Raw genomic sequence first — 12,434 nt, forward strand, 5'->3', positions numbered from 1 at the left:
ACCGCCATCTCTCTCTTGTAACTTAGGGTGGTCACTTCAACACGGGGAGAGATTCATGGCACGTCGTACCGGCGCCTTGGTCGCCGTCGTCGCAGCAGCGCTCACTCAGACCGTCTCAACCCCCGCGTCGGCTCAGGCGGCTGAGCCCGGCCCCAAGGCCGCCGAGACCATCACCTGCGATTCGCTCGGCGTGGACGGTACGAACGTCCACGGGCAGATCTGCAACACCACCCACTGGGGTCCGCTCTCGAACGTCACCCTCAAAGACCGCAACCAGAGGTCGTACTCCTGTAAGACCGGCCGGGCCGAAGGCAGCCTCCGGGCCGATGGCCAGGACTGCCAGAAGAGCTGAGCCCCCCTCGCCTGAGGACCATCCGGCCGGGCACTGGTTCGTCCGAATGGACCGGTGTCCTGGCCGGTGGCAGCCCAAGAGGAGTCCCGGTTCCGTGCCGGGGCTCTTTTCTCTCTCCTGGCCTGCGGAAAAGGCGCGGAAGCCGTTCCGTGAATGTTCCGCGGATGGTGACGAACGGCTGCTTCCAGCGGCACATGGCCACACAAACAAAAAACCCCCGTGCCGGGCATGATGCCTGGTCAACCGGGGTTTTCTTTGGTCCGGAAAGGTGCCCCCTGCAGGATTCGAACCTGCGCACACGGCTCCGGAGGCCGTTGCTCTATCCCCTGAGCTAAGGGGGCGTTGCGCCCGGTGTTCTTCGGCGCGAGAAGAAGACTACCAGGGTTGGGGGCCTGGTGCGCACCTGGTTGTTTGGGGTGCGGGGGGATCGGACGTCGGCTAGCTTCGGGGGCGTGACCGAGCCACTGGGACGGGTGCTGGTCGTCGACGACGACGAGGTGATTCGGCAGCTGATCGCTGTGAACCTGCAGTTGGAGGGGTTCGAGGTCGTCACGGCGGTGGACGGTCAGGACTGCCTGGACAAGGTCCGGGACGTGCGTCCGGACGTGATCACGCTGGACGTGATGATGCCGCGGCTGGACGGGTGGGTCACGGCGGTGCGGCTGCGCGAGGACGACGAGACGCGGCACATCCGGGTCGTGATGATCACCGCGCGCGCGCAGGAGCATGACGTGCGGCGGGGGCATGAGATCGGGGTGGACGCCTACGTCACCAAGCCGTTCGATCCGAACCGGCTGATTCAGACGGTGCGGACGCTCGCGGCCGGTGCGTGACGTGTCCGCATAGTGGTCGGATAGTCTCGCGAGGGTGACTCCAGCGGTGGTGAGCGGCGTGCTTCGGGACGCCGTGCGGGACGTCGCGGGCGTAGAGCCCGGCGACGTCGCACTGCGCTGCGTGGGGGCGGGGGTTTACGCGAGTCCCGTGGCGTTCAGGCTGGGGCTTGACGCGGGAGACGTCGCAAAGGCCGTCTCGCATGATGAGATTTCGGCCGAGGTTGATCAGGGGTTCGTGATCCTGCGCGTCCGGGCCGGGGCGCTCGCCGAGGCGATCGTGGACGATCCGGATTACGGGGTCGTGGACGAGGTGCCGACGGTCGAGCTGAGTGACCGGCCTCGGGTTTTCGAGAATCCAGGGTTTTCGGTGCGATTCGCTTATGCGCGCGCGATGGCCGTTCAGAGGCGGGCCGAGGATTTCGGCATTCGGCGTGGGCGGGTTGAGCCCGCAGGGGACGAGTTGTCGCTGATCCAGGTGTTGGGGGAGCTGCCCGGGTGGGCGCGGAGCGCCGCCCGCAAGCGGGACGGACGGATTCTGGCGCAGGCGCTGGTCGAGGTGGCGGACGCCTATCACACGGTCTATGAGCGCTGTCCGGCGTTGCCGGTGCAGGAGAAACCCTCGGCGGTGCACGCGTCCCGTGTGACGATCGCGGCGGCGGCGGGCATCGCCTTGCGCAACGGCCTCACCATGATCGGCGAAACCCCTAGAGAGCGGATATGAGCAGAGTTCACCCGGCCGGCGGCCGTCACGCCGACGTCCTCCCCGAAGACCACCCCCTGCCGCCCCCGGCCGACCTCAACGCGCTGGACGAGCGGGTCTGGCCGCACCACGCCCGCAGGGACGAGGGCGCCCTGACCGTCGGCGGCGTCGACGTCCGCGACCTCGCCCAGGAGTTCGGCACCCCGCTGTACGTGTACGACGAGGACGACGTGCGCGCGCGGGCGCGTGAGTACGCGGCGGCGTTCCATGACGGCAACGTCCACTATGCGGGCAAGGCGTTCCTGTGCGTGGCGATGGCCAAGTGGCTCAAGGAAGAGGGCCTGGGTCTGGACGTGTGCACAGGAGGAGAGCTGGCCATCGCGTTGGCGGCGGATTTCCCTGTTGAACGCATCACTTTGCACGGGAACAACAAGTCCGTGCACGAGCTCGAGCGGGCGGTGGCCGTCGGCGTCGGGCACATCGTCATCGACTCGTTCGAGGAGATCGCACGGCTCGCCTACCTGGCCGAGAAGCTGGGTAGGCGACCCAAGGTCATGGTGCGCGTCACGACCGGCGTGGAGGCGCACACGCACGAGTTCATCGCCACGGCCCACGACGACCAGAAGTTCGGGTTCTCGCGCAGTAGCGGGGCCGCGCTGGAGGCCGTCCGGCGCGTTCTCGAACTGCGGGACACCCTTGAGCTGGTCGGGCTGCACAGCCACATCGGTAGCCAGATCTTCGATCCGGACGGTTTCGAGGTCGCCGCGCACCGGCTGGCGGAACTGCTCGTCTCCATCAGGGACGAGCACGGCGTCGAGCTGCCCGAGCTGGATCTCGGCGGCGGCTATGGCATCGCCTACACGAACGGCGACGAGCCCATCGATCCGAAGACGATGGCCGATTCGCTCAGGGACATCGTCCAGCGCGAATGCCGTTCCTACGGGCTCACCATGCCGAAGCTCACGGTCGAGCCCGGACGGGCGATCTCCGGTCCGGGCGGCATTACGCTGTACGAGGTCGGCACGGTCAAGAACGTCGAGGGGCTGCGCACCTACGTGTCCGTCGACGGGGGCATGAGCGACAACCTTCGCACCGCCCTCTACGGCGCCGAGTACACCTGCGTCCTGGCAAGCCGGGAGTCGCAGGCGGAGCCCATGCTCAGCAGGCTCGTGGGCAAGCACTGCGAGAGCGGCGACATCGTCGTCCGCGACCTGTGGCTTCCGGACGACCTGGCGGCGGGAGACCTGGTGGCGGTGGCCGCGACCGGTGCGTACTGTCGATCGATGGCGAGTAACTACAACCATGTCCCGAGGCCCGCCGTCGTGGCCGTGCGGGACGGCGCGGCGCGGGTCGTCGTGCGCCGCGAGAGCGACGCCGACCTGCTCCGGCTCGATGCGGAGGTAGAGGCGTGAAACAGGGCGGGCCGCTGCGGGTGGCGCTGCTGGGGTGCGGCGTCGTCGGCACCGAGGTCGTACGGCTGCTGCTCGAGCAGGCGGGCGATCTCGCGGCGCGTGTCGGGATGCCGCTGGAACTGGCGGGGATCGCCGTCCGGCGGCCGGAGCGGGTCCGCGAGGGAGTGCCGCGCGAGCTGCTCACCACCGACGCGCTGGGCCTGGTCACCCGGGACGACGTGGACATCGTCATCGAGGTGATCGGCGGCATCGAGCCCGCCCGGACGCTGATCCTGGAGGCGATGAAGACCGGCAAGTCGGTCGTCACCGCCAACAAGGCGCTGCTCGCCGAGGACGGCGCGACCCTGTTCGCCGCCGCGCGCGAGTACGGCGTCGACCTGTACTACGAGGCGTCCGTGGCGGGGGCGATCCCCCTGCTGCGGCCGTTGCGCGAGTCCCTGGTCGGCGATCACGTGCACCGGGTCCTGGGCATCGTGAACGGCACGACCAACTACATCCTCGACCAGATGGACACGCACGGCGCCGGGTTCAACGAGGCGCTGGAGGAGGCCCAGGCGCTCGGCTACGCCGAGGCCGACCCGACCGCGGACGTGGAGGGGTTCGACGCCGCCGCCAAGGCCGCGATCCTGGCCCAGCTCGCCTTCCACACCCCGGTCACGGCCGCCGACGTGCACCGTGAGGGCATCACGGAGGTCTCCGCCGCGGACGTGGCGGGCGCCAAGGAGAGCAACTCGGTCGTCAAGCTGCTGGCCATCTGTGAGCGCGTGCCCGCGGAGGAGGGACGCAACGGACGCGGCGTCTCCGTCCGCGTCTACCCGGCGATGATCCCCCGGTCGCACCCGCTCGCGAGCGTGCGCGAGGCGTACAACGCGGTGTTCGTGGAGGCCGAGTCCGCGGGATCGCTGATGTTCTACGGCGCGGGCGCGGGAGGCGCTCCCACGGCGAGCGCCGTCCTGGGCGATCTGGTGGCCGTCGCGCGCAACATGCGCGGCGGGACGCCCGGTCCGCTCGAGGTCACCTACGCGAAGCTGCCCGTCCTGCCCATGGGCGAGACGCGCACGCGCTACTACATCCAGCTCGACGTCGCCGACCGCTCCGGCGTGCTCGCGACGGTCGCGGAGGAGTTCGCCAAGCACGACGTGTCGATCCAGGCCGTCCGGCAGGTCGGGTCGGGTGAGGACGCCCAGCTCGTGGTCGTGACGCACCGGGCCGCGGACGCCGCGCTGTCCGCCACCGTCGAGCGGTTGCGGAGCCTGGACGACGTCCGCCAGGTGGCCAGCGTCATGCGCGTGGAAGCGGACGAAGTGTAAAAGCGACGGGGTTTTCCACAACTCCCGTCACGGACGACAAAGGCGTCGGCCGGTCCCCTAGGATTTAGATATAACCGCAGGTCAACAAGGAGACCGACTGTGAACGCGACCACCCGTCCCTGGCGTGGGCTCATCGAGGAGTACCGTGACCGGCTGCCGGTGACGGAGGCGACGCCCGTCGTCACGCTGCTCGAGGGCGGAACGCCGCTCGTGCCCGCCACCCGGGTGTCCGAGCTGACGGGCTGCGAGGTGTACCTCAAGGTCGAGGGCCTGAACCCGACCGGCTCGTTCAAGGACCGCGGCATGACGGTCGCGATCTCCAAGGCCGCCGAGGACGGCGCGAAGGCGGTCATCTGCGCGTCCACCGGCAACACCTCGGCGTCCGCCGCCGCGTACGCCGTACGCGCCGGGATGACCTGCGCCGTCCTGGTCCCGCAGGGCAAGATCGCGATGGGCAAGCTGGCGCAGGCGCTGGTGCACGGCGCGCGGCTGCTCCAGGTCGACGGCAACTTCGACGACTGCCTCGAGCTGGCCCGCAAGCTCGCCGTCGACTACCCCGTCGCGCTGGTCAACTCGGTGAACAAGTACCGGCTGCAGGGCCAGAAGACCGCCGCGTTCGAGATCGTCGACGCCCTCGGCGACGCGCCCGACGTGCACTGCCTGCCCGTCGGCAACGCCGGCAACATCTCCGCCTACTGGATGGGCTACTCCGAGTACGCCCGTGACGGCGTCGCCTCGCGCCGCCCGCGCATGCTGGGCTTCCAGGCGTCCGGCGCGGCCCCGTTCGTCAAAGGCGAGCCGGTGCTGAACCCGCAGACGATCGCCACCGCGATCCGCATCGGCAACCCCGCCTCCTGGGACCTCGCCATCGCCGCGCGGGACGAGTCCGGCGGCGCGATCGACGCGGTCACCGACCGCCAGATCCTGCGCGCCTACCGGATGCTCGCCGCCGAGGAGGGCGTGTTCGTCGAGCCCGCGTCGGCCGCGTCCGTCGCGGGCCTCCTCCAGGCCGCCGAGCAGGGCGTGGTCGAGCGCGGCTCGCGCGTGGTCTGCACCGTGACCGGAAACGGCCTCAAGGACCCGGACTGGGCCATCGCCGGCGCCCCCGCCCCCACCACCGTCAAGGTCGACGCCCAAGCCGCCGCCTCCGCCCTGGGCCTCGCATGACCAGGCCGGGGGGCGTGACGGTCGAGGTTCCGGCGACCAGCGCGAACCTGGGGCCGGGCTTCGACTCGCTGGGGGTCGCGCTGACGCTCACCGACGAGGTGACCGTCGAGCTCGGCGGCGACGGCGTCTCCATCGAGGTCGTGGGGGAGGGGGCCGACGTCGCCGACCGGGGCGACCGGCACCTGATCGTCACGACCGTCCGGGCCGCCCTGGAGACGATCGACCGGCTCGCGGGCGCGGACGAGGCCGCCCGGCTCGGCAAGGGCGTCCGGTTGCGCTGCGTGAACCGCATCCCGCACAGCCGGGGGCTCGGGTCGTCCTCGGCGGCGATCGTCGCAGGCATCCTGGCCGCGCGGGCGCTGCATCCGGGCGGCGACGCGATGGACGACGCGGCCGCCCTGCGGCTGGCGTCCTGGATCGAGGGCCACCCCGACAACGTCGCGCCCTGCCTGCTCGGCGGGCTGACGATCGCCTGGGACGACCGGGCCGTCCGGCTCGATCTCGACCGCGAGGTCGTCGTGTTCGTCCCGGACGCGCGGCTCGCGACCGAGCAGGCCCGCGGGCTGCTGCCCGAGACCGTCCCGCACGCCGACGCCGCCGCGAACGCCGCGCGCGCCGCGCTGCTGGTCACGGCCCTGACCGGCGGCCTGGACGACGCCACCGTCCTCGCCGCCAGCGAGGACCGGCTTCACCAGGCGTACCGGGCCCCGGCCATGCCGGAGTCCGCCGAGTTGATCCGGAAGCTGCGCGAACAGGGGGTTCCGGCCGTCGTGTCCGGAGCCGGGCCGACTGTCCTGGCCTTCACATCCGCGTCGCGGATTGATTCGAACGCGTGTGAAGTGGGTAATGGGTGGCACATACACCCCTTGCGTGTCGCCCCCCAAGGCGCCTCAGTCCTAACCTGACCCGCGTCCGCGGGCGGCCGGGTGTGACGAACCGGCTAGGTAAAATGCGAAGACATCGACCTCTGGGGAATAGCAGTGTGCCCTGGTGATGTTAGGCTGAATGCCGCACCAGATGCCCCGATCGGGGCCAAGTGCTCGTCAGCCACGCTTCACCTGACCGGCCCGTCGGCCGAGTCGGTCCCGCGTACCAGGCTTCCCGTCTCCGTGACACTCCGTTGTCCGGCATTCCAGCGAACTTCGGATCCCCGCGGTCTTGGGAAGACCCATGAGCGAGCCGTCCCGGTCGACCGCCATCTGGCTGTTGCCCAGCATCGCCTGCCGCGGCGCCTCCGCGGTACGGCGAGCCCGACTCGGCGCCCCCGCCGGGCCGCACCACCGGGTTGACTGGCCGAACGCCGGCCAACGCCCGCTCCCTGGGAAGGACCCTTAGTGAGCGAATCCAGCGAACTCCTTACGGACGCATCCAGCACGGCAGCCGCGACCGCGGACGAGGCCGGCCAGGGCGCCGCCCCCCGGCGCCGCCGCGCCACCGGCACGGGCCTGTCGGCCATGGTGCTGACCGATCTGAAGAAGATCGCGTCCGACCTCGGCATCAAGGGCGTCAGCCAGATGCGCAAGGGCCAGCTCATCGCCGCCATCCAGGAGAAGCAGGGTGGCGCGGGGCAGGGCGCTTCGGGGGGCGAGCAGGGAGCCGCTGCCAGCGACCGCACCGCGTCCGACAAGGCGTCCGACCGGACGGCCGACAAGGCTGAGAAGGCCGAGAAGGCGGAGAAGATCGAGCGTCCGCGCCGGACCCGCACCGCCGCCGCCAAGCGCGAGGCCGAGGCGGCCGTGACGGCCGACGCCGGGCAGGCGGACGGCCGGCAGAGCGAGGAGCGCGCCGAGCGTTCCGACCGCGACCGTGACCGCGACCGGGGCGAGCGCTCCGAGCGCGACGGCGGCCGCGGCCGTGACCGCGACCGCGGTCAGCGGGACGAGCAGTCCGGCGAGCACGGCGGTGACCAGCAGGGCGGTGGCCGCGAGCGCGGCGAGCGCGACGGCGGGGGACGCCAGCGCAGCCGCCGTGACGGCCGCGACCGCGATGGGCGTGACCGTGACGGCCGTGACCGTGACGGCCGCGACGGCCGTAACCGCGACCGTGACCGTGACCGCGACCGTGATCGCGACCAGAGCGACCAGGGCGGCAACCGCCAGCGCGGCGGCGGCCAGGGCCAGGGCCAGGGCGGTCCGGCGGGCGACGACGACGGCGACGGCAGCGGCCGCGGCCGGCGCGGACGCCGCTTCCGCGAGCGCAACCGCGGCCGCGGACGTGGCGAGCGCTACGAGGAGCCCGTGATCAACGAGGACGACGTCCTCATCCCGGTCGCCGGCATCCTCGACATCCTCGACAACTACGCCTTCGTCCGGACGACCGGCTACCTGCCCGGCCCGAACGACGTGTACGTCTCGCTCGCCCAGGTCCGCAAGAACGGCCTGCGCAAGGGCGACGTGATCACCGGAGCGGTGCGGCAGGCCCGCGAGGGCGAGCGGCGCGAGAAGTTCAACGCGCTGGTCCGGCTCGACACCGTCAACGGGATGGAGCCCGAGCAAGCCCGGCAGCGTGTGGAGTTCTCCAAGCTCACCCCGCTGTACCCGCAGGAGCGGCTGCGCCTGGAGTCCGACCCGGGCGTGCTGACCACGCGGATCATCGACCTGGTGTCGCCGATCGGCAAGGGCCAGCGCGGTCTGATCGTGTCGCCGCCGAAGGCCGGCAAGACCATGGTGCTCCAGTCGATCGCGAACGCGATCACCAAGAACAACCCGGAGTGCCACCTGATGGTCGTCCTGGTGGACGAGCGTCCGGAAGAGGTCACCGACATGCAGCGGTCGGTGAAGGGCGAGGTCATCCACTCGACCTTCGACCGTCCCGCCGAGGACCACACCACGGTCGCCGAGCTCGCCATCGAGCGCGCCAAGCGGCTGGTGGAGCTGGGCCACGACGTGGTCGTGCTGCTCGACTCGATCACCCGGCTGGGCCGCGCCTACAACCTGGCGGCCCCGGCGTCCGGCCGCATCCTGTCCGGTGGTGTGGACTCCACCGCGCTGTACCCGCCCAAGCGGTTCTTCGGCGCGGCCCGCAACATCGAGAACGGCGGCTCGCTGACCATCCTCGCCACCGCCCTGGTGGAGACCGGATCCCGCATGGACGAGGTCATCTTCGAGGAGTTCAAGGGCACCGGCAACATGGAGCTCAAGCTCAACCGGGCTCTGGCCGACAAGCGGATCTTCCCGGCGGTGGACGTCGACGCGTCCGGCACCCGCAAGGAGGAGATCCTCATGGCGCCGGAGGAGCTGCGCATCGTCTGGCAGCTGCGCCGCGTCCTGCACGCCCTCGACACCCAGCAGGCGCTGGAGCTCCTCATCGAGAAGATGAAGGAGACCAAGTCGAACGCCGAGTTCCTTCTGCAGGTCCAGAAGACCACCGTGTCCGATGACCGCTGAGTGAATTCCTGAGGAACGCCCCGGCCGTCCGGCCGGGGCGTTTTCTTTCTCCGGGAGCGCGCGGCGGGCGGCCCGGGGTGGGGTTAGCCCCAGTTACGGGCCGGGTGGCTTCTTCATGGTGGGGGAGCGGGCGCCTCGGGCAGGGTGGTGGTGGCTTGGACGAGCATGTGGAGGCACGAGTGGGCGAGGCGGCCCGGACGTTGTGGGGCAGGTCCCGGAGGCTGTGGGACAGGTCCGTACTGGACGCGTCGTGGCGGCCGGTGGCGATGCTGCGGACGCCGGCGACGTGGCTGGCGGTGGCGCAGGCGCCGCTGGCGTTCGGGTTCGGGCTGTTCTGGCTCGTCGCGCTGGTCGTCGGGCTGTTCCTGTCGCTGGCGCTGTCGGCCCTGTGGGTGGGGCTGCTGATGCTCGTGGGGATGATGGTGCTGTGGCGGGCCGGGGCGATGCTGGAACGGCGGCTGCTGCGGGTCACCTTCGGGCTGCGGATCGAGGACCCGTACCGTCCGCTGCCACCGGGACGCAGCGTGTTCGCCAAGGTCAAGGCGATGGTGGCCGACCCGGCGACCTGGAAGGACCTGATCTACCTCGGCGTGCTGCTGCCGATCGCGATGGCCGAGTTCGTGGTGTGGGTGTTCGTCTGGGGGATGGTCGGGCTGCTGCTCCTGTCCCCGCTGCTGGCCGTGCAGGACGGCGGGATGCAGTACGTCATCGGGCCGTTCACGGTGTACGTCCGTGACGCGCTGAGCGGGCTGTGGGCCACCGGGATCGGGCTGGTCCTGCTCGTCCCGGCGCTGTACGTCACCCGGGTGATGGCGATCGCGCACGCGCTGTGGGCGCGGATGCTGCTCGGCTCGTCCGGCTCGCAGGAGGAGAACGCCCAGCTGAGGGAGCGCGCGGAGCGGCTGCGGGCCAGCCGGGCGCGCGGTGTCGACGCCGTGGAGGCCGAGCGCCGCCGGATCGAGCGCGATCTGCACGACGGCGCCCAGCAGCAGCTGCTGGCCGTCGCGATGGACATCGGCCGGGCCCGCGCCAAGCTGGACACCGACCGGGAGGCGGCCCGCGCGCTGATCGAGCAGGCGCACGCGGGCGCGAAGTCGGCGATCGCCGAACTGCGGAACCTGGCCCGGGGGATCTACCCGGCGATCCTCACCGACCGGGGCCTGGACGCGGCGCTGTCGGGCCTCGCGGGCCGCGCGGCCGTCCCGGTGGAGGTGAACGTCGATCTCACCGAGCGCCCGCCGGCGGCGGTGGAGAGCATCGCCTACTTCGTGGTGGCCGAGGCGCTGACGAACGTCTCCAAGTACGCGCGGGCGACGAGCGCGTCCGTCCTGGTGACGCGCGAGGACGGGTGGGTCGTGGTGGAGATCGCCGACGACGGTGTGGGCGGCGCGACGTCCGAGCCGGGCGGCGGTCTCGCCGGGCTGGCCGACCGGGCCGCGACGATCGACGGGATCCTCACCGTGGACAGCCCGCCCGGCGGCCCGACGGTGATCCGCGCGGATCTTCCCTGCGATTGGTGATCATCGCGACGCCCGTCCTGGCATGATCGGAGCAATGCCGACATAGCTGACGGGGAACACCATGTCGCGTTCGATACGGGGACTCGCGCTCGTCCTGACGGCCGTTCTGGCCGCGGGTGCGTGCGGTGGGACGGGCGGGGAGCGGGCGGCCGACACGGCGTCCGAGGGGAAGGTCGATCAGAAGGCGGTGGGCGCCGCCGCGTCGTGGTGGCGGCCCAAGCCGCGGACGACCTGGCAGTGGCAGCTCAGCGGACGTGTTGACACGTCCGTCCGGGCCCAGGTGTACGACGTGGACCTGTTCGAGACGCCCGCCGCGACGGTCGCCAAGCTCAAGAAGGCCGGGCGCCGGACGATCTGCTACACCGCGATCGGCTCGGCCGAGAACTGGCGGCCGGACTACAAGCGCTTCCCGGCGCGCGTGCTGGGCAAGAAGGTCGCGGACTGGCCGGGTGAGCGCTGGGTGGACATCCGGCAGCTGAACGTCCTGCGCCCGATCTGGGCCGCCCGGCTCGACCAGTGCAAGAAGAAGGGCTTCGACGGCGTCGAGCCCGACTGGATGGACGGCTACAAGAACGACACCGGGTTCAAGCTGACCGCGCGCGACCAGCTCGCGTTCAACCGGATGCTGGCGTCCATGGCGCACCAGCGCGGCCTCGCGATCGGCCTGAAGAACGATCTCGACCAGATCCCCCAGCTCGTCGGGACCATGGACTTCGCGGTCAACGAGCAGTGCGCCCAGTACGGCGAGTGCAGCCGGCTGGTCCCGTTCATCAGGGCGGGCAAGGCCGTGTTCCACGCCGAGTACGAGCTGCCCCTTGCCAGGTTCTGCCCGACGTCGCGGAAACTGGGCCTCAGCTCGATCCGCAAGCCGCTGGAGCTGACCGCCCGGCGCCAGGCCTGCCCGGCGTAGCGGCAGGTGGCGGGCGGAACCGGCCCCGGCAGCCGGGATACTGGGGACATGCGGGTGGTGATCGCCGAGGATTCGGTGTTGTTGCGTCAGGGACTCGTCCGGCTGCTGGCGGACGAGGGCATCGAGACGGTCGCGCAGGTCGGGGACGGCACCGGGCTGCTGGCGGCGGTCGAGGAGCACCGTCCCGACCTGGCGGTCGTGGACGTCCGGATGCCGCCGTCCTTCACCGACGAGGGGCTGCGGGCGGCGCTGGCCGTCCGGGAGCGGCTGCCCGGGACGCCGATCCTCGTGCTGTCGCAGTACGTGGAGGAGCGGTACGCGACCGACCTGATCGGCGGCGGCGCCCAGGGCGTCGGCTACCTGCTGAAGGAGCGGGTCTCCGACATCGCCGAGTTCGTGGACGCGGTGCGCCGGATCGCCGCGGGCGGCACGGTGATCGACCCGGAGGTGATCGGCCAGCTGCTCGGCCGCCGCCGGGCCGGGGACCCGCTGAAGAGCCTCACCCCGCGCGAGCAGGAGGTGCTCGGCCTGATGGCGCAGGGACGCACCAACGGCGCCATCGCCGCCGACCTCGTCGTCACCGAGGGCGCGGTGGAGAAGCACATCTCCAGCATCTTCGCCAAGTTCGGCCTCCAGCCCGCGAACGGCGAGCACCGCCGCGTCATGGCCGTCCTCACCTATCTTGGTCACGCCTGACCGCGTCTACTCTTGGTCACACCCGACCACGGCCCTCCAACGGCCGCCGGGCCTCCCCGCCGGGCCACGCCTGTCTTCCCTTCCCGGCCGGGACCGGCCGGTACCCGGGCCGCGTCCGGCGGCCCCATCACCCACAGCATCCGCATAT

General features: G+C 71.1%; 11 protein-coding genes and 1 tRNA gene. 11 read left to right on the top strand and 1 reads right to left on the bottom strand.

Features of this window, described 5'->3' with window-relative positions; all coding sequences use genetic code 11:
• Nucleotides 1-55 precede the first annotated feature (55 nt).
• Complete coding sequence (locus tag P696_RS0134170; RefSeq protein ID WP_034488310.1) at nt 56-352, top strand: hypothetical protein; 297 nt, start codon at nt 56-58, stop codon at nt 350-352.
• A gap of 269 nt (nt 353-621) precedes the next feature.
• Here the strand turns inward: P696_RS0134170 and P696_RS0134175 are convergent.
• Nucleotides 622-693 (bottom strand) — tRNA-Arg (locus tag P696_RS0134175).
• Nucleotides 694-825: 132 nt separating this feature from the next.
• Between P696_RS0134175 and P696_RS0134180 the strand changes: the two genes are divergently transcribed.
• The 10 genes from P696_RS0134180 (at nt 826) to P696_RS0134225 (ending at nt 12,286) form a co-directional block, all read left to right on the top strand.
• Nucleotides 826-1,185, top strand: a complete 360-nt coding sequence (locus P696_RS0134180) for a response regulator transcription factor (protein WP_026415846.1) — start codon at nt 826-828, stop codon at nt 1,183-1,185.
• A gap of 34 nt (nt 1,186-1,219) precedes the next feature.
• A complete protein-coding gene (locus tag P696_RS53255) occupies nt 1,220-1,906 on the top strand; it encodes a DALR anticodon-binding domain-containing protein (protein ID WP_170026663.1) in 687 nt (228 codons plus the stop codon).
• A complete protein-coding gene (gene lysA / locus P696_RS0134190; protein ID WP_026415848.1) occupies nt 1,903-3,297 on the top strand; it encodes a diaminopimelate decarboxylase in 1,395 nt (464 codons plus the stop codon). The genes P696_RS53255 and lysA overlap by 4 nt, the downstream gene beginning before the upstream one ends.
• Nucleotides 3,298-3,317: 20 nt before the next feature.
• The gene (locus P696_RS0134195; protein ID WP_026415849.1) at nt 3,318-4,607 is read left to right on the top strand and encodes a homoserine dehydrogenase; all 1,290 of its coding nucleotides are present in this window, start codon (nt 3,318-3,320) and stop codon (nt 4,605-4,607) included.
• A 99-nt stretch (nt 4,608-4,706) separates the two neighbouring features.
• Complete coding sequence (gene thrC, locus P696_RS0134200) at nt 4,707-5,774, top strand: threonine synthase (RefSeq protein ID WP_026415850.1); 1,068 nt, start codon at nt 4,707-4,709, stop codon at nt 5,772-5,774.
• A complete protein-coding gene (gene thrB / locus P696_RS0134205; RefSeq protein ID WP_026415851.1) occupies nt 5,771-6,679 on the top strand; it encodes a homoserine kinase in 909 nt (302 codons plus the stop codon). The genes thrC and thrB overlap by 4 nt, the downstream gene beginning before the upstream one ends.
• Before the next feature lie 429 nt (nt 6,680-7,108).
• Nucleotides 7,109-9,160 (top strand): transcription termination factor Rho, encoded by a 2,052-nt coding sequence (rho, locus tag P696_RS0134210; protein WP_026415852.1) that lies wholly within the window; start codon nt 7,109-7,111, stop codon nt 9,158-9,160.
• 155 nt (nt 9,161-9,315) lie between these two features.
• Complete coding sequence (locus P696_RS0134215; RefSeq protein ID WP_245627925.1) at nt 9,316-10,680, top strand: sensor histidine kinase; 1,365 nt, start codon at nt 9,316-9,318, stop codon at nt 10,678-10,680.
• 61 nt (nt 10,681-10,741) lie between these two features.
• Nucleotides 10,742-11,590, top strand: coding sequence for an endo alpha-1,4 polygalactosaminidase (locus tag P696_RS0134220; protein WP_026415854.1), 849 nt, complete (start codon nt 10,742-10,744; stop codon nt 11,588-11,590).
• A 48-nt stretch (nt 11,591-11,638) separates the two neighbouring features.
• Nucleotides 11,639-12,286 carry a response regulator transcription factor gene (locus tag P696_RS0134225; RefSeq protein ID WP_026415855.1) on the top strand — a complete coding sequence of 216 codons (648 nt, stop codon included), beginning with the start codon at nt 11,639-11,641 and terminating at the stop codon, nt 12,284-12,286.
• Nucleotides 12,287-12,434 lie beyond the last annotated feature (148 nt).

Source organism: Actinomadura oligospora ATCC 43269 (genome assembly GCF_000518265.1).
Taxonomy (GTDB): Bacteria; Actinomycetota; Actinomycetes; order Streptosporangiales; family Streptosporangiaceae; genus Spirillospora; species Spirillospora oligospora.